A 16,625-nucleotide genomic window follows, 5' to 3' on the forward strand; every position below is an offset into this window, starting at 1 on the left:
CCCTTAACTCAAACGGGGATTCAGGGCATCACGCAGCCAATCCCCAAGCAGGTTGACAGACAACACCAGCAGCACGAGAGCCGCGCCCGGAAAAATGGTGATCCACCACTCTCCGGAAAACAAAAAGTCATTGCCCACGCGGATCAGTGTTCCAAGCGAGGGAGAGGTTGGCGGCACACCGACCCCCAAAAAGGAGAGTGTCGCCTCTGTAATGATCGCGGTCGCCAGGTGAACCGTCGCGAGCACCAGCACGGGACCCAATACATTGGGCAGCACGTGGCGAAACATGATGACAGGCGAAGAAATACCAATCACGCGCGCTGCTTGGACGTATTCTCGATTTTTTTCAACAAGGGTCGAGCCCCGAACCGTTCGCGCATATTGTGGCCATCCCGCCAGGGCAATCGCCCCCACCAGCACTGGAAATGCGATCACCTCGTGCATGTCACCTGGCACCACTGCACGTGCCACACCATCGATCAGCAAGGCAATCAGAATGGCAGGAAAGGAAAGCTGGACATCCGCCACGCGCATGATCAAGGCATCAATGCGACCCCCTGCGTAGCCAGAGATCAATCCAAGCACAACGCCGAGCAACATCGCCCCGGCCACCGCAGCCAAGCCAATGAGCAGAGATACTTTGGTGCCGTACATCAAGGCGGAGAGCAGATCACGTCCTTGACTATCCGTACCCAATAAGTATTTGGACGTGCCATCGTCCGCCCAAACGGGAGGCTTGAGCGCATCCAGCAACTCGATCGTTGCCAAGTCAAAGGGGTTGTGTGGCGCAATCCATCCAGCGCCAAACGCAGCAATCAACATGATGAGCAGCGTAAAGGTCGCAATGATGGCCACGGGTGTATGTCGCCATGACCAAGCGAGATCCCCATTCCAGAATTTTGCAAGAGCGGCGCGCATCAGTGGCCCCCTCCTGACTTGCCTAGACCCACACGGAGTCGCGGATCGACCGCGAAGTACAACAAATCAACAATCAGATTAATCACCACAAAAATAAATGAGATCAGACACAGATAAGCCGCCATCACCGGAATGTCGGCGAACTGGACAGCCTGAATAAAGAGCAAACCCATGCCCGGCCACTGAAACACGGTCTCTGTGACAATCGCAAACGCGATAATGCCGCCGAGCTGCAAACCCATAATCGTAATGACAGGCACGAGCGTGTTTTTAAGGGCATGACCGAAGTGAATCGCCCGCTTCGTCAAACCGCGCGCACGCGCAAACTTGATATAGTCAGCACGCAAGACCTCGAGCATCTCGGAGCGAACGAGACGCAAGACCAGTGCGACTTGAAAGAGAGAAAGTGTGACTGCTGGCAGGATCAAGTGTTTCCAGCCGCTTGCCGTGAGTAAGCCTGTTGACCACCAGCCCAGTTTTACGGTGTCTCCACGGCCATAACTAGGCAACCAACCCAGCTGAACAGAAAACACTAGGATCAACAAGATACCGATGAGAAACGTGGGGAGCGAAACACCCAAGAGCGAAAATGCCAAAAAAGCTTGGGATAACTTTCCATTTCGCTTGAGTGCCGTGTAAACACCTAACGGCACGCCAATCACTAAGGCGATCAACGCAGCAGCGATTGACAACTCCAAGGTCGCCGGCAAGCGATCACGCAACAGCACCGAAACTTTTTGTCCTTGCCGCAGTGACAAACCAAAGTCACCTTGTACGGCATTGGCGAGGAAATGATAGAACTGCACAATAATTGGATCGTTGAGCCCGAGGTCCTGACGTAACTGCTCACGCTCAGCAGGCGTGCCCTCCTGACCCAACATGATCATGACAGGATCGCCGACATACTGAAACAGAATAAAAGCTAGCAGCGCGACGGTCAGCATCACGCCCACGGCCTGAAGCAACCGGCGAATAATAAAAGCGAACATGCATTCTCACAAAAATGCGAACCTCCACACGGAGGCTCGCTTTAGAAACATCGATTAATCGATGCGGATCCACTCGATCACGGGACGATTGTCCGGACGGTGAATCATCTTGACGTTTTTCTTCATGGCCCAGGGGATGATCTGGTCATGCAGAGGGATCGCACCAAACTCCTTGGCATGAATGCCAAGCGCTTCTTGAATCATGGCGGTGCGTTTCGCATCGTCGGTTTCGGTCTTGATCGTATCGATCAAAGCATCCACCTTGGGATTGGAGTAACCACCATAGTTAAAGGCACCTGCTGCGCCGGTACCCTTGGTACGAATGAGTGACTCCAGTGTGTAAAACGCATCAAAGGTTGGCACGCCCCAGCCAAACAAATAAATGCTGGTGTCGCCATTAGCCAACTTCGGGAAGAAAGTCGCACGCGGCATCGCATTCAGTTTGGTTTTAACACCAATCTTGGCCCACATCGCGACAACAGCCTGACAAATCGCTTCGTCGTTGATATAGCGGTTGTTCGGACAATCGATCGTGAACTCGAGGTTGTTGTCGTAGCCAGCTTGCTTGAGCAGCTCGCGGGCCTTGACGGGATCATAGGGCACGCGCTTACCCAAGGCGTCTGAATAGCCATTGACCTGTGGAGAGATCATGGCGCCTGTGGGCAAGGACATGCCGCGCATCACGGACTTTTTAATGGCCTCGACATCAATCGCACGATAGAGGGCTTCGCGCACACGCACATCGGCAAGCGGATTTTTATCCTTGATGTTGCTGTACTTCAGCTCAGGACTTTTGACGTCCATCGCGATGAAGATCGTACGGTATTCGTTGCCGTCCAGCACGTTGACTTGTTTGCGTAAGCGGTCCAAATCCTGTGCAGGTGGATCCAATACAAAATCAACTTCGCCCGACAGCAAGGCAGCCGTGCGTGTCGCGTTTTGCTTGATCGGCGTGTAGACGATTTCTGTCACGTTACCCGTTTTGGTCGGTTTACCCCACCAGTTTGGATTTTCCACATAAACAGTCTTGATGTCGACTTCGCGTGACTTCAACTGATAAGGACCGGTGCCCATCGCGTTGCGCGCAGAAAAACTTTCTTCTTTTTTGTTGAAATCCTGAGGTAACGCGGCATTGTTCTTTTCAGCCCAAGCTTTGCTCATGATGCCCAATGAAGGTAACTGACGCAGCAAGACAGGGTTAGGACCGGCCGTGATGACATCCACAGTCAAAGGATCGACGGCGACCACATCGCTGATGCCTGCCACGTAGGACTTGAACTGTGAAGAAGGTGCCATGGCGCGCTTGAGCGAGAACACCACGTCATCAGCAGTAAAAGGTGTGCCGTCCTGAAACTTTACATTTGGACGCAATTTGAAACGCATCGTGGTGGGGTTGATGCGCTCCCACGAGGTCGCCAGCGAGGGCACGACTTCATATTTTTCGTTGTATTTGACCAGCGGATCGTAGACCCACAAGTTAGCGGCAATGTTCAGCCCTTCGTTTTGCGAGTGAGGATCAAGGGTCAGAATATCGCCCTGGCTGGTCCATTTGAATGTCTTGGCAAAGCCCAGTCCGGGCAACAGCATCGCGGCTGAAAGGGCCGCAGCAATGAGGGTACGGCGCATGGCACGCTCCTGGAATAGTTAAATAACAAAGTCATATTGCCCCACCCGCGATGACTGCGTCAACCATAAGCTTATTCAAGCTTTCGTCAAACTGACATCGTCGCGGATTCCGGACGTTTAAAAAACGGTTAAACCGTGGCGACCGCCGTGGCAGGCGAACCCACAGCACCGGGCAAACGCAACGGTGGCGCGGTCAACAAGAAGCGATTTCGACCGTTCTTACGCAACCATTGCGCCAGGGGGGTGAGATAAAACATCTCACCCAAATGCACGCCGAGTTTGAACAAGCAATGCTCATGCAAAGGCAATGTCGCGCAACAACCGATGTGGCTGGTCGCTGGGTAAGTTTCAACCGCATAGTTGTCAGCCATCAGCACAACAAGCTGGCTGTCGGTGATCCACTTGAGGAGTTTTTGATCGCGACCGTCTAACGCCGCGCAGCTGTTTTCAAGCGTGTGCAGATCAGGGTTGCCCTTCATGTCCATCAGCAGTTGTGCAAAACCCGTATGCAAACACACCATGTCGCCGGGCTCAACGACCACTTTGTCTTGCTCCATCACACGCATCAGCGTGTCGTAACCAATGATTTCTCGCTTATTGCCAAAGTGCGCGTGGAAATCGATCATTACGCCGCGACCCTGCACGCAAGACTCGGCCATATTTTGGATACCCAGCGCGATGGCGTTGGAGGTGGACTTGTTTTCGCCCGGTCCAGGAACGCCCGCATCCTTGCCATCAGTAGGTCCGATAATGTGCTCGCCCGCACGATAGCCGTTGTAATAGACCGACTCGGGGATCCCGTCGCCATTGGCATCAAATCTGGAGCCCACGTGGGCCAAACTGTCCCACTGCGTGGAGTATTGGAGGTGCATCACAACCAGATCATCACTGATCACGTCGGTTTGCTGGTCGTTATCTCGAAACAGACCATAGTTCATATTGGGGCGATCGCCACGCAAGGTGGGACGGATGACAGGCGGAAAACGCCGTGGATTCAATAAGTTACCCCCCGGGAGGTCCAAAGGCAGGCTCAGACAGAAAGGCTGAAACTCTTTGACCTCGGCAATGCCCTGCTTAAGCTTTTCTGAGGTCAGCAAGTTGATGCGACCGCGCTGATCATCCTCACCAAAATCACCCCAAGTAGAGCCCTCTGGGCGATTGACCCAACGTTTATTGCCACTCATAGCGAATCTCCAGGTTTTATTTTTTAATTGAATGATTGGAACGGTAATCGCCCGTTTTACAAGAAAAACGGACCTGAAACTTGGTCAGAAAAAGTAAAAGGGCTGCAAACCGTTAAGTTTGCAGCCCTATACTTAATTCTAAATACTTAGTCCGAATGCCAAAAACTCAGGCTTTCTTGACTTTTTCCAGCATTTTGAACACGCCTTTCGGTGCGTTGACGAACAGGCGCTTGAAGGCCTTGCCCAAGCAACGGCGCTCGAGAGTGTTGCGGCGCGTGCGTTTTGTTTCTGAAGCCATAGCAATTCTCCGGTATTGAGCTTCGTATATTACCCTATATCTGGCCAGAATATTCATCTGGTTTTCCATGCGCCTTGCAGGCCGCCGCTCTATGATTACGCTATGAACCCAACCATTCGCATCACTGGCGCACGCCAGAACAATCTTAAAAACCTCGATTTGACCTTGAATACGGGCGAACTGACGGTCATCACGGGCGTAAGCGGCTCAGGCAAAAGCTCTCTGGCGTTTGACACGCTCTATGCCGAAGGTCAACGACGCTATGTCGAGACCTTTTCGCCCTATGCGCGTCAATTTCTGGATCGCATGGACAAACCGGTTGTCGATCGCATCGAAGGCATTTTGCCTGCCATCGCCATCGACCAGACCAATCCGGTCCGCAGCTCACGCAGTACGGTCGGCACCATGACGGAGCTCAACGACCACCTCAAGCTACTGTTCGCGCGGGGCGCGCAACTAATGTGCCGCGGGTGTGGCCAGGCAGTCTGCCGGGACAGTACCGCATCTATTTTTGCTGCCGTCCAGGCACGCTCTGAAAAAGCGAATGACCCTCGCTTGGTCGTGACTTTTCCGGTTCAGGTCCCACTGAACTTCACAGAAGATGAAGTGCGTGGATTTTTAGAGCAGCAAGGCTATACGCGTGTGCATGCGGATGAAAACCCGCTGCAGTCAGCTGCGGCCTCGAGTGCAGCGGTCGCGCCACCTGCGAAAGCTTCCAAAAAGAAATCCGCAACCCTGTCGCCGCTGTTACGCACCCTGCGCGTCGTGCAGGATCGGTTCCGCTTTTCCACCGCGGAGCCCTCTCGCGTCATGGAGGCCTTCGACATTGCCCTCAAAATGGGCAATGGTCTGATATCCGTCCATGCTGTCGATCAGGAAGGCGCGGATACAGAGGTCTGGAAATTTAGTGACAAGCTGCACTGCGCAGATTGCAACATCAGCTATAGCAATGCCTTGCCCAGTACGTTTTCATTCAATTCGCCACTTGGCGCGTGTGAGGCTTGCCGAGGCTTTGGTCGCGTCATTGGGATTGATTTTGGTTTGGTCATTCCAGACGAGAACAAGACGCTCGAAGGCGGTGCGATCAAACCTTGGCAGACACCGAGCTATAAAGAGTGTCAGGTCGAAATGGAAAAGTACGCCAAGCGTGCCAATGTTTCGATCAATACGCCATGGAAATATCTCCCCCCAGAACATCAAGAGTGGGTCCTGCATGGCGACCCACTTTGGAAAGGCGGCAATCAAGCCTGGAAAACGCAATGGTACGGCGTGCAGCGTTTTTTTGACTGGCTCGAAACCAAGTCATACAAAATGCATGTGCGGGTCTTGCTGTCTAAATACCGTAGTTATACGCCCTGCCCGACCTGCAAAGGCGCACGACTCAAACCCGATGCCCTCCTGTGGCGAATTCAGGGCAAGTCGATTCAAGACTTGATGCTGACACCGATCGTGCAGCTGCGAACGTTTGTCGATCAAGTGACCTTTCCTGGCGCCATGGATGCGGCCATGGATCTGGTGCTAACCGAGGTGCGCGCACGACTGAAGTTTCTCTGTGATGTAGGTTTGAGCTACCTGACGCTGGACCGGCAAAGTCGCACCCTCTCAGGGGGTGAAGTTCAGCGTATTAATTTGACGACCGCACTAGGGACTTCTCTAGTCAACACCTTGTTTGTGCTGGACGAGCCTTCCATTGGTCTGCACCCGCGGGATATCCACCGTGTGGTTGAGGTGATGCATCGACTCCGTGACGCTGGCAACACACTAGTAGTAGTCGAACACGATCCTCAAGTGATGATCGCCGCCGACCGCGTGATTGATGTCGGCCCAGGCCCTGGCGAACGTGGCGGTCAAATTGTGTTTGATGGCACACCGGCTGCGCTTAAAGACGCCACCACACTGACCGGTCAATACATGGGCGGTCGACTCAAAGTCGAAGCGCCGCGTCCCATGCCTGTTGCGGACAACACCCCGAGGCTCATCTTGGAGGGTGTCACCGCGAACAACCTCAAAAATGTCTCAATCGAAATTCCGTTGGGACGTCTAGTGTGTGTGACGGGTGTCTCAGGCTCGGGGAAATCTACACTCATTCAAGACGTGTTGTACCCAGCCATGCTCAAGATCATGGGCAAGCCGACCGAAGCACCCGGCGCGTTTGATCGCCTCCTGGGTGCCGAGCAACTTGCTGATGTCGTGATGGTCGATCAGGCCCAAATCGGCAAGACGGCGCGCTCCAATCCCGCAAGTTATGTGGGCGCGTTTGATCCCATTCGTAAACTGTTTGCACAAGCGCCCGTCGCGCGTGAGCGTGGCTATACCGCGGGAACCTTTAGCTTTAACAGCGGTGATGGTCGATGCCCCACCTGTGGCGGCACAGGGTTTGAACACGTCGAGATGCAGTTTTTATCGGATGTTTATATCCGTTGCCCAGACTGTGATGGGAAACGTTTTCGACCCGAGGTCCGTGAGGTCCAGATCGAACATCTGGGTCGACGCGCCTCGATCGACGCCGTGCTTGATATGACGGTGTCTGAAGCCTTGGAGTTTTTCAAAGGCTTGCGTGATGTGCAGCTGGGACTCGCGCCGCTCGCAGACGTCGGCTTGGAATACGTCAAGCTGGGTCAGCCTGTGCCAACGCTGTCGGGTGGTGAGGCGCAACGTCTGAAGTTAGCGGGACACCTTGCCGAAGCAGCGCGCAGTGGTATTTCTACTGCAAAGGTCGCTAAAAAGGGAAGTTTGTTTTTGTTTGACGAACCCACCACAGGTTTGCACTTTGACGATGTCGCACGTCTGATGCGCGCGTTTCGAAAGCTCTTGGGCGCGGGACATACTTTACTCATCATCGAACACAACCTTGATGTGATTCGTGCCGCGGATTGGGTGCTCGACTTGGGTCCGGAAGGTGGCGATGGCGGCGGCGAACTCGTGGCGGTCGGAAGTCCAGAAACCGTCATGGCCAATCCACGCTCGCACACAGGTGCGGCGCTGCGTGAGTATGCTGTAGCGATGACTCCGGATGCGATTGGCTCGGGTGCGGCAGGCATACCCGCTCAAGAAGCCAGTGGTCGTCCCCTGCAAAGCGTGTTGAAAGAAAGACGTCGCTCACACAGCATCGATATTTTGCATGCGCGAGAGCACAATCTCAAAAATATCAATGTCAGTATTCCCCACGATAAGTTCACAGTCATCACGGGAGTGTCGGGTTCGGGCAAATCCACATTGGCGTTTGATATTTTGTTTAACGAGGGACAGCGCCGCTACCTTGAATCCTTGAATGCCTATGCACGCGCGATCGTGCAGCCTGCCGGCAAGCCCGACGTGGATGCAATCTTTGGCATTCCACCCACCGTGGCGATCGAGCAGCGTACGAGCCGTGGGGGTCGTAAATCGACCGTCGCCACCATGACGGAGATCCATCATTTCTTGCGTCTGATGTACATGAAACTCGGGACGCAAATGTGTCCGACATGTCAGGTCAGCGTAGAGCCTCAGAGTGCGGATCAAATTGTCGCGCGCATCATGCGTGACCACAAAGGCGAGCGCATCGGTCTGATGGCACCGCTGGTCACGGCAAGAAAAGGTTTTTATACCGACTTGGCGAAATGGGCTTCAGGTAAGGGCTTTACCCATCTGCGTGTCGACAATGAGTTTATCGGCACCGCTAAATGGCCGCGTCTGGATCGTTTCAAAGAGCACACCATTGAATTGCCGGTTGCTGATTTAGTCGTGAGCACCAAGGACGAGGCAGCTTTGCGTGAGGCCGTCCGCAGCGCGCTCGAGCACGGCCAAGGGTTGATGAGTGTGCTGTGGCCGTTGGGCAAACTCGAAAGCGATATGTCTGCGCCACTCGAGCAAACACATTTTTCAGTGAAACGTGCCTGCCCAAGTTGCGGCACGAGCTTTCCTGAGCCAGACCCAAGGATGTTCTCCTACAACTCCAAACACGGCTGGTGTCAGGGATGTTTTGGAACAGGTTTGCAACTGCAAGGCTTTGACGGCGAACAAACCGGTGAAGAGAACGCGTGGAACGCCTCGTACGAGGGTGAGACGCAGACCTGCACCAGCTGTCATGGCGCGCGTCTCAATCCGATTGCACGTGCGGTGTTGTGGCGGGATAAATCTATCGCTGAGCTTGCAGGCATGCCTGTCTCAGATGCACACACCTTTTTTACCGGCCTCGTCTTGCGTGGCCGAGATGCGGAAATTGCGCGTGACATTTTGAGCGAAATCCGTGGCCGTCTGCAATTTATGCAAGAGGTCGGCTTGGGCTATCTGGCCCTTGATCGTGCCGCACCGACCTTATCGGGTGGCGAAGCACAGCGTATCCGCCTCGCCGCGCAATTAGGCTCGAACATGCAGGGTGTCTGTTATGTGCTGGATGAGCCCACAATTGGTCTGCATCCGCGTGACAATCGTATCCTGCTCGGTGCGCTATCCAGGCTAGAGAAAAACGGTAATACGCTGGTGGTGGTGGAGCACGATGACGATACGATTCGTCGGGCTGAGCACATCATCGATATCGGACCGGGTGCAGGTGTGCGTGGCGGTCGTGTCGTTGCGCAAGGCACGCTTCAAGACCTCATGGAAGCACCTGAGTCCACAACGGGACATTATTTGCGTCATCCTTTAGCGCACCCGTTGCAACCTAGACGCCCCATTGCCAAAGATACGCCGATGATCACGGTCAAGGGTGCGATGTTGCATAACTTGCGCGGCGTGACCGCACATTTTCCGATTGGGCGTTTGAGTGTCGTCACCGGCGTGTCCGGCTCTGGCAAGTCGACTCTCGCACGAGAGGTCTTGCTGGATAACCTCTCAGCAGCGATTGCGGCACGTGGCGCGCAACCTTGGCATGGTTGCGCAGAGATTACAGGCTGGGATGTATTAGATCGCGTACTCGAAGTCGATCAAACGCCGATCGGTAAAACACCGCGCTCATGTCCTGCGACCTACATCGGTTTTTGGGACGATGTCCGCAAACAGTTTGCTGAAACCAATGAAGCACGCATTCGCGGTTGGGGTGCAGGTCGCTTTTCCTTTAATACGGGTGATGGGCGCTGTCCGTTGTGCGAAGGCCAAGGTATGCGCACGTTAGAGATGAGCTTTTTGCCTGACGTCAAAGTGCCCTGTGATGCGTGCAATGGCGCGCGTTTCAACACCGACACCTTGGGTGTCAGAATGCGCGAGAAACACGCGGGCGATGTGTTGTCCATGGAAGTCGATGACGCCATCGGGTATTTTGCAGCCCATCCGCGCATCCGCCATCCCTTGCAGCTGATGCAAGACGTGGGACTGGGCTATCTGACGCTGGGCCAACCCTCTCCCACGCTTTCGGGTGGTGAAGCACAACGCATCAAGCTTGTGACTGAACTGGCTAAAGCTCGAATGACCGAGGGTGTGATCACCACCGGACGTGCCTCGCGCCTGCCGCATACACTTTATGTCTTGGATGAGCCGACTGTCGGTCTGTCGATGGCAGATGTGGAAAAATTGATTCGTGTGTTGCATCGCCTGGTTGAGGCTGGCAATACCGTTGTGGTGATCGAACACAATCTGGACATCATTGCCGAAGCCGATTGGCTGTTGGATCTGGGTCCAGAGGGTGGTTCGGGCGGCGGACAACTGGTGATCGAAGGCACGCCCGAGCAAGTGGTCGCCGCACGCCAAAAATCGCACACAGGTGAAGTCCTTCATGAGTTTTTAAATCGTTCATGAGTCACTGTCGTTTCGAGGATCGTCTGACACAGCATGCACGCGTGCTCACGCAGCCGTGTGGTCGAATTGTGGCGACCTCACCTGGGGAACTGCCTGAGGCGTTTGCCCAGATTGAGGATGCGCGTCGCGCCGGGCACTGGGTGGCGTTGCTGCTCGAGTACGAATTGGGTGAGTGGCTGGAGCCAGCGCTGACGGAGTCGTCTCGGCAAGCTGTTCTTGATAGTTCACATGCACAACCGAGACTCACGGCACTGGTGTTTGAGCACATGCACGAAGAGCGGCCTTGGTCTGTGGCTGCGCAATGTAAAAGCGATACAAGCGATACGCAAGCTAGCATTCTGTCAGTCACCCCTGGCATTGCCAAGGCGCGTTACCTTGCTCGCATTGAGCAGATCCGAGAATGGATCGCGCAAGGTGAGGTCTACCAGATCAACTCAACCTTCCCTTTGTCTGTCAAAACAGAGGGAGACCCCGCGCAACTGTATCGTCAAATCGCCACACGCCATCCTGTCGCCCACGCGGCCTTTATCGAGGACGAAGGACGGACGATTCTTTCTTTTTCACCTGAACTTTTTTTACAGAGAACGGGCAACACCCTCATCACGCGACCGATGAAAGGCACCGCACCACGTTCTGCGGATCCTGAAACGGATCGCATACTCGGCGAGACTCTGCAGGCGAGTGAAAAAAATCGCGCTGAAAATCTGATGATTGTGGATCTACTCAGAAACGATCTTGGGCGCCTTGCACGCCCCGGAACAGTTCGAGCCGATCCATTATTCTCTTTGGAAAAATATCCATCCGTCTGGACTATGACGTCGACGGTGCAAGCTGAGATTGCCACTGAGACCTCGCTAGCCGAGATTTTAAAAGCCCTATTCCCCTGCGGCTCAGTCACAGGTGCGCCAAAAATCGCAGCAATGAAACGTATTCAAGAAACAGAACCTGAACCCCGCGGCATTTACTGTGGCAGCTTGGGTTGGCTCGCGCCAAACGGTGACTTTTCACTGAATGTCGCGATTCGCACACTTGTATTGGATGCTCAAGGCCAAGGTCGCTATCATGTCGGCGGAGGCATCGTCTACGACTCCAACCCTGAGCAAGAGTGGGACGAATGCCATTGGAAAGCTCGGATATTGAACAAAGATCAATGACTCAAAACTTGCAACCCAGCTTGATCGAAACCATGAAGGCAGACGCAATGGGGAAGGTTGTGCTGCTGCCCTATCATTTGCGGCGTTTAAAGCAATCTGCTCTAGCGCTGGGATATGCTTTTCCTGGGGACGATACGGTCATCGCGGCCATCCAAGGGGCGTTAGACCAAGCCGGCTCTGCGTCGCCGATCTCGGCCGCCGCCAACACGTCTCACCCGTCCTCTCACGCAATCGATATCTCCGGCACGCGTGTTCGACTCTTACTCAATCCTCTTGGCCAGCTCGACATTCAAACTGCACCGCTACCAGCTTTGCAAGGCGTGCCTTTCGTCGCGTTGACTCACCTGAGACTCGACAGTGCTGAACCTTTTTTGCAACACAAAACGACACATCGCCCCTGGTATGACGCGACCACACAGTGGCTCACCCTGCACCCTGATTATTTTGATTTGATTTTTTTAAACGAAAAAGACGAGCTCTGTGAAGGTAGTCGCTCGAATATTTACGTATTGAAAGAAGGCAGATGGCTCACGCCACCACTGGCCTCTGGACTCTTGGGCGGCGTCTTGCGCACACATTTGTTAGAGACCGGACAAGCCAAGGAAGCGATCCTTACCTCCTTGGACTTTACCGCCGACAAGGCCTCAATCAGATTATCGAATGCCTTGCGCGGCTGGTTTGACGTACAACTAGACCCATCAATCCTTCCAGGGCATTTCCTTCCATAACTGACGCAGCTGCTTGTCAGTATTTTCCAACTCGACTGCATACTCCTTGGGTGCGAGATAGCGAATCGGCGCAAACAACTCACCCGCTTTCTTGATGTACTCAGGATCTGCAGCGGCCTTGGCGACTGCGCTGACAAGCTTTTCACGAACATCGGCAGGAAGTCCTTTCGGTGCGGCCAAGCCTCGCAAAGAAGCGCTCTCAATGTTGTAGCCTTGTTCCGCGAACGTAGGAACATCTGGCGCCAATACAGTGCGCTTGGCAGACATCTGACCAATCATTTTGATTGGAGAGCCACCTTTGATGTAGGCAAGCGCCTCACCAACGTTGATTGCAGCAACCATCACTTGACCGCCAACGACTGCTGCACGTGTTTCACCAGAACCTTTGTAAGGAATGTGTGTCATTTTGACGCCGGCTGCACGCTCAAAAAAGAGCATCGCGAGGTGGTCGTCAGAGCCCACACCTGTTGAACCCACGGTCACTTTGCCGGGATTTGCTTTGGCATAAGCAGCGAGCTCTTTCAGATTTTTAATCGGCGAGGAAGTGTTCAACGCGAAAGCACCTGGATCATCAATCAGGTTGCCAATCAGGTCATAGCTCTGCCAGCTGTAACTGGATGGACGCTCGATTGGGATCGACAACATGTTGGGCGTATTCACAAAACCAATGGTGTAACCGTCTGGCGTAGCCTTGGCGATCTCAGTAAAACCAATACCACCTCCCGCGCCAGGACGATTGGTCACAATGATGCGTGCATTGTTGCCCAGGTGTTTTTCAATATAGGGGGCAATCAAGCGCGCAATCAGATCGGTTCCACCGCCAGGCGCGAAAGCGATCACCATGGTGATAGGCTTGGTTGGATACTGCGCCGCCGCTGAACCCGACCATGCTGCTGCGGCCAACAAGGCAACACTCCCTAAACGACTCAACTTATTGATCACTTTTTTCATACTCACTCTCCTCGGTTTAGTGCTGTTTTTATTTTGTTATCCAAACATCTTTTTATATCTTTCCAGGAATACTGGAAATACTTCGGGGTTCACTAAACGTGGCGGACGCTCTCCACGCAAGATGACTTCGATTTGCGCTGCACCCATTGCCGCTGCATTGCCACGGGCTTCGTGTTTAACGCCAGCGGTGTGATAGGTCGCTACAACATTAGGGAGACTGAGCAATGGATTGTCTGGCGCGGGAGGTTCGACCGACCAAACATCAAGGCCTGCTCCAGAGAGATGCTTGTCACGCAAAGCTTCATACAGTGCTTGCTCGTCATGGATACCACCACGCGCAGTGGCGATAAAGACAGCGCCTTTTTTCATGGCGCGAAACTCTTTGGCGCCAATCCAGTTCAACGTCTCTGGATTGCGTGGGCAATGAACCGTCACCACATCCGAACGCGCGAGCAACTCTTCAAAACTCACCGGTGTGGCGCCACGTCGCTTGATTTCCTCACTTGAAAGGTAAGGGTCATAGCCCAGTACATTCATATCGAAAGCTTTTGCTAACTCTGCCATGCGTGTGCCGATATTACCCACACCCACGATGCCGATCGTTGAGCCGCGAATATCGTTGCCCATCAAATCTTCACGCGTAGTGTAGGCGTTGGCGCGCATCACGCGATCGGATTCTGTAATGCGATGCTTCACCGAAAGCAGCATGCCCATTGCATGCTCAGCCACCGAGTTGGCGTTACAGCCAGACTGGTTGACCACCAGAACGCCATGACGGTTGCAGGCCTCAACGTCGACAGGGTCGTAGCCCGCACCCGAGGTCGACGCACACAACAAATTAGGCATCTTGCTGAGCAGAGTCTCGTCGACCCACCATTGCGACGGCACCTCATCGCGCGCAGCGCAGATGTGATAGACGTGCGCGTCTTTAAACAGCGCCAATGTCTTTTGTTCGTCATCCGAGTACTGGCTGACTGACACATCAATGTCCTTCAGCGTGCTCATGTGTTGATCGAACGCTGGGTTCAACCAGAAATCAAACCGTACGACCTTTTTTTTCATTGTCTCCGTCCAATAATGAACTGCCCACCGTAGTGGGCAGTGTGACTGATTGTTGTTGATTCAGCGCATACTGTGAATCAGGGTATGCGCTTATAGCGATCCATGATTACTTCAGGACGCCTTTTGCGCGCAGGGACTGATCGACCCAGCTGCGGTCCAGCGTACCTTTAGCAATCTTGGCGAAGATCTCTTTTTCTTTCTTCTCAATGTCAGCCACAATTTTTGCTAACTGATCAGCCATCTCTGGGCGAATCGCAAACACGCCGTCGTGATCACCCACAATAATGTCGCCGGGATGAACAACCATGCCGTCCACACAGACCGTCACGTTGATTTCACCGGGGCCTTCTTTGTAAGGACCGCGATGCGAAATGGAGCGTGCGAAAACTGGAAATTTGCCCTTGCTCAAGGCGTCGAAGTCGCGAATAGGACCGTCAATCACAAAACCAGCAATTTTGCGGCTTTCTGCCAGTGTAGACATGATTTCGCCGATGATGGCGTTGCGCTGAGGACCACCTGCATCCACCACGATCACATCACCAGGTGCGGCCATATCAATCGCCTTGTGCACCATCAGGTTGTCACCTGGGGCAGTTTTGACGGTGAACGCGCGACCCAGAATGCGGCCACCTTTATGGATCGGACGCAGGTCTACCGTGCCGTTCGTGCGGCTCACCGCATCACTGATATTGGCCACTGCAAATTTTGCAAACTTTTTGAGTGTTGCGTTACTGACGGTGTGCTTGTGTGTATTCACCGCGAATCCAAGATCTGCCATGTTGACTCCGTTTTTTAAAAAGATAGTTAGCGTAAAAGGACTAGAAAAATTTATCGGCGACCGACGTGCACCAAGGAGGCGGGCGTCAGTTCATTCAGACGGTTGATTCCCATCATCGCCATATTGCGCAAAACTTCTTGCGACAGCAAGGAAATTGCATGATCGACACCGGCAGGGCCACCCACTGCCGCTGCGTAGTTAAAAGGGCGACCTAAAAATACGCAGCGCGCACCCAATGCGAGCGCTTTCAAGACGTCTGTGCCGCGCCGGACACCACTATCCAACATCACTGGACCGTCTTTGAACTGATCAAGAATTTGCGGCAACATCCGCAACGGGGCCACTGCACCATCAAGCTGACGGCCGCCGTGATTGGAGACAATCACGCCATCCATTCCGTACTGGCGAGCCAAGGCAGCGTCTGCTGGATGCAAAATACCCTTGATGACCATCGGGCCCTTCCAGCGCGCGCGAATCTCACGCACATGATCCCAATTCAAATGGCCACGTGAGGAAAAGTCGCGCATGACATTCGCAGACATAATGGGCGCGCCACGGGTGGCAAAAGAGTTTTCGAAATGCGGCATGCCATGGCGCATGAGGGTTTTCAGAAAGGTACCAAACAACCAACGTGGATGACTGATCCCTTCCCACGCCAGGCGCACACTGGGACGCAAGGGCGTGGAGAAGCCCGTACGCACGTTGTTTTCGCGATTCGCCGATGATGGCGTATCCACCGTGATGACCAGGGTTTTAAAACCTGCAGTGGCCACGCGATCGATCAAAGGTGCGATCTGATCGACCTTGCCGGGCAAATACGCTTGAAACCACGCGTCAGGTGCGACCGCGACGAGCTCTTCCATCTTGATCAGCGACGAACCGCTCATGATCATTGGAACATTGGCGCGCTTGGCCGCCTCCGCCAGCACGATATCGCCGCGGTAGGCTGACATCGCCGTGATCCCCATGGGTGCCATGCCAAACGGCGCATCGTATTGCTTGCCAAAAATCTCAACTGTCTGTGAACGCTGAGAAATATCCACCAAAATACGAGACACAAACTCGTACTCTGCAAAGACATCGCGGTTTGCGCGCAAGGAGTGACAGTCCTCACACGCTCCCGATACATACCCGAAAATGGGCTTAGGTAAGCGCTTTGCTGCAGCGCGTTCAAAATCAGCCAAGGAAAGAATCTTGGATAATGCACGTGTCTGAGTCATGGTTG

The 16,625-nt window shown here is 53.9% G+C and carries 12 protein-coding genes; 3 read left to right on the plus strand and 9 right to left on the minus strand.

The window, feature by feature from the left end; all coding sequences use genetic code 11:
- Nucleotides 1-3 precede the first annotated feature (3 nt).
- From WBJ47_RS10130 to WBJ47_RS10150, 5 genes are all read right to left on the minus strand, one after another.
- A complete protein-coding gene (locus WBJ47_RS10130; RefSeq protein ID WP_422245308.1) occupies nt 4-918 on the minus strand; it encodes an ABC transporter permease in 915 nt (304 codons plus the stop codon).
- Nucleotides 918-1,907: an ABC transporter permease gene (locus WBJ47_RS10135; protein ID WP_422245306.1), complete on the minus strand. Its 990-nt coding sequence runs from the start codon at nt 1,905-1,907 to the stop codon at nt 918-920. Before WBJ47_RS10135 ends, WBJ47_RS10130 begins: the two co-directional genes overlap by 1 nt.
- Before the next feature lie 54 nt (nt 1,908-1,961).
- On the minus strand, nt 1,962-3,533 hold the full coding sequence (locus WBJ47_RS10140; RefSeq protein ID WP_422245305.1) for an ABC transporter substrate-binding protein: 1,572 nt from the start codon (nt 3,531-3,533) through the stop codon (nt 1,962-1,964).
- A 128-nt stretch (nt 3,534-3,661) separates the two neighbouring features.
- Nucleotides 3,662-4,717 (minus strand): cyclase family protein, encoded by a 1,056-nt coding sequence (locus WBJ47_RS10145; protein WP_422245304.1) that lies wholly within the window; start codon nt 4,715-4,717, stop codon nt 3,662-3,664.
- Between the two features lie 166 nt (nt 4,718-4,883).
- The gene (locus tag WBJ47_RS10150; RefSeq protein ID WP_259662067.1) at nt 4,884-5,015 is read right to left on the minus strand and encodes a hypothetical protein; all 132 of its coding nucleotides are present in this window, start codon (nt 5,013-5,015) and stop codon (nt 4,884-4,886) included.
- A gap of 102 nt (nt 5,016-5,117) precedes the next feature.
- Between WBJ47_RS10150 and uvrA the strand changes: the two genes are divergently transcribed.
- The 3 genes from uvrA to WBJ47_RS10165 are packed head-to-tail and all read left to right on the plus strand — an operon-like array spanning nt 5,118 to nt 12,609.
- A complete protein-coding gene (gene uvrA / locus WBJ47_RS10155; protein ID WP_422245302.1) occupies nt 5,118-10,727 on the plus strand; it encodes an excinuclease ABC subunit UvrA in 5,610 nt (1,869 codons plus the stop codon).
- Nucleotides 10,724-11,881: an aminodeoxychorismate synthase component I gene (locus WBJ47_RS10160; protein WP_422245300.1), complete on the plus strand. Its 1,158-nt coding sequence runs from the start codon at nt 10,724-10,726 to the stop codon at nt 11,879-11,881. The genes uvrA and WBJ47_RS10160 overlap by 4 nt, the downstream gene beginning before the upstream one ends.
- 8 nt (nt 11,882-11,889) lie before the next feature.
- On the plus strand, nt 11,890-12,609 hold the full coding sequence (locus tag WBJ47_RS10165; RefSeq protein WP_422245331.1) for an aminotransferase class IV family protein: 720 nt from the start codon (nt 11,890-11,892) through the stop codon (nt 12,607-12,609).
- On the opposite strand, the gene WBJ47_RS10170 is transcribed toward WBJ47_RS10165, so the two are convergent.
- The 4 genes from WBJ47_RS10170 to WBJ47_RS10185 form a co-directional block, all read right to left on the minus strand.
- Nucleotides 12,580-13,560 carry a tripartite tricarboxylate transporter substrate binding protein gene (locus WBJ47_RS10170; RefSeq protein WP_422245298.1) on the minus strand — a complete coding sequence of 327 codons (981 nt, stop codon included), beginning with the start codon at nt 13,558-13,560 and terminating at the stop codon, nt 12,580-12,582. The two genes, WBJ47_RS10165 and WBJ47_RS10170, sit on opposite strands and share 30 nt — an antisense overlap.
- Before the next feature lie 36 nt (nt 13,561-13,596).
- Nucleotides 13,597-14,622: a hydroxyacid dehydrogenase gene (locus tag WBJ47_RS10175; protein WP_422245296.1), complete on the minus strand. Its 1,026-nt coding sequence runs from the start codon at nt 14,620-14,622 to the stop codon at nt 13,597-13,599.
- 106 nt (nt 14,623-14,728) lie between these two features.
- Nucleotides 14,729-15,400, minus strand: coding sequence for an RraA family protein (locus WBJ47_RS10180; protein WP_422245295.1), 672 nt, complete (start codon nt 15,398-15,400; stop codon nt 14,729-14,731).
- Nucleotides 15,401-15,450: 50 nt separating this feature from the next.
- Nucleotides 15,451-16,620, minus strand: coding sequence for an alpha-hydroxy acid oxidase (locus WBJ47_RS10185; protein ID WP_422245294.1), 1,170 nt, complete (start codon nt 16,618-16,620; stop codon nt 15,451-15,453).
- Between the last annotated feature and the right edge of the window lie 5 nt (nt 16,621-16,625).

Origin of the sequence: Zwartia sp., from assembly GCF_049655405.1 — a bacterium.
GTDB lineage: Bacteria > Pseudomonadota > Gammaproteobacteria > Burkholderiales > Burkholderiaceae_B > Zwartia.

Excerpts from the sequence above, each read along its gene's own strand:
- WBJ47_RS10130 (WP_422245308.1), bottom strand. The coding sequence starts at position 918 with ATGCGCGCCGCTCTTGCAAAATTCTGGAATGGGGATCTCGCTTGGTCA.
- WBJ47_RS10135 (WP_422245306.1), bottom strand. The coding sequence starts at position 1,907 with ATGTTCGCTTTTATTATTCGCCGGTTGCTTCAGGCCGTGGGCGTGATG.
- WBJ47_RS10140 (WP_422245305.1), bottom strand. The coding sequence starts at position 3,533 with ATGCGCCGTACCCTCATTGCTGCGGCCCTTTCAGCCGCGATGCTGTTG.
- WBJ47_RS10145 (WP_422245304.1), bottom strand. The coding sequence starts at position 4,717 with ATGAGTGGCAATAAACGTTGGGTCAATCGCCCAGAGGGCTCTACTTGG.
- WBJ47_RS10150 (WP_259662067.1), bottom strand. The coding sequence starts at position 5,015 with ATGGCTTCAGAAACAAAACGCACGCGCCGCAACACTCTCGAGCGCCGT.
- uvrA (WP_422245302.1), top strand. The coding sequence starts at position 5,118 with ATGAACCCAACCATTCGCATCACTGGCGCACGCCAGAACAATCTTAAA.
- WBJ47_RS10160 (WP_422245300.1), top strand. The coding sequence starts at position 10,724 with ATGAGTCACTGTCGTTTCGAGGATCGTCTGACACAGCATGCACGCGTG.
- WBJ47_RS10170 (WP_422245298.1), bottom strand. The coding sequence starts at position 13,560 with ATGAAAAAAGTGATCAATAAGTTGAGTCGTTTAGGGAGTGTTGCCTTG.
- WBJ47_RS10175 (WP_422245296.1), bottom strand. The coding sequence starts at position 14,622 with ATGAAAAAAAAGGTCGTACGGTTTGATTTCTGGTTGAACCCAGCGTTC.
- WBJ47_RS10180 (WP_422245295.1), bottom strand. The coding sequence starts at position 15,400 with ATGGCAGATCTTGGATTCGCGGTGAATACACACAAGCACACCGTCAGT.
- WBJ47_RS10185 (WP_422245294.1), bottom strand. The coding sequence starts at position 16,620 with ATGACTCAGACACGTGCATTATCCAAGATTCTTTCCTTGGCTGATTTT.